Source organism: Tepidibacillus infernus, assembly GCF_048898065.1.
GTDB lineage: Bacteria > Bacillota > Bacilli > Tepidibacillales > Tepidibacillaceae > Tepidibacillus_B > Tepidibacillus_B infernus.
This window is the reverse complement of record NZ_JBLWFI010000017.1, coordinates 1-462: the sequence shown is the minus strand read 5'-3', so window position 1 is coordinate 462 and position 462 is coordinate 1. Positions and strand designations below refer to the sequence as shown.

Here is a 462-nt window from a genome sequence, read left to right as displayed (position 1 = left end):
AGTCCTTTCTTTCTCTCTGACCTCTGATCTCTTACCTCTGTCTTCTTTTTGTGGTGACCCGTAGGGGATTCGAACCCCTGTTACCGCCGTGAAAGGGCGGTGTCTTAACCACTTGACCAACGGGCCACTTTTAATCAAAATGGAGCTCCCAACCAGGATCGAACTGGTGACCTCTTCCTTACCATGGAAGCACTCTACCTACTGAGCTATGGGAGCATGGCTCCTCGTGCAGGACTCGAACCTGCGACAACTCGGTTAACAGCCGAGTGCTCTACCAACTGAGCTAACGAGGAACATTATGCCTGGCAACGTCCTACTCTCCCAGGATCCTTCGATCCAAGTACCATCGGCGCTGGAGGGCTTAACGGTCGTGTTCGGGATGGGAACGAGTGTATCCCCTCCGCCGTCATCACCAGGCTTGCAGGATGCAAGTCGTTCGACGTTGTCACATGGACGTGACGG

The 462-nt window shown here is 53.9% G+C and carries 3 tRNA genes and 1 rRNA gene; all 4 read right to left on the bottom strand.

The annotated features are described in order from the left end of the window. Positions 1–51: 51 nt before the first annotated feature. The 4 genes from TEPIDINF_RS14785 to rrf all read right to left on the bottom strand — a co-directional run bounded on the left by TEPIDINF_RS14785 (position 52) and on the right by rrf (position 417). A tRNA-Glu gene (locus TEPIDINF_RS14785) sits at positions 52–126 on the bottom strand. A 14-nt stretch (positions 127–140) separates the two neighbouring features. After that, positions 141–216 (bottom strand) — tRNA-Thr (locus TEPIDINF_RS14780). A gap of 1 nt (position 217) precedes the next feature. Beyond that, positions 218–293 (bottom strand) — tRNA-Asn (locus TEPIDINF_RS14775). Positions 294–300: 7 nt separating this feature from the next. After that, positions 301–417 (bottom strand): 5S ribosomal RNA (gene rrf, locus TEPIDINF_RS14770). Positions 418–462 lie beyond the last annotated feature (45 nt).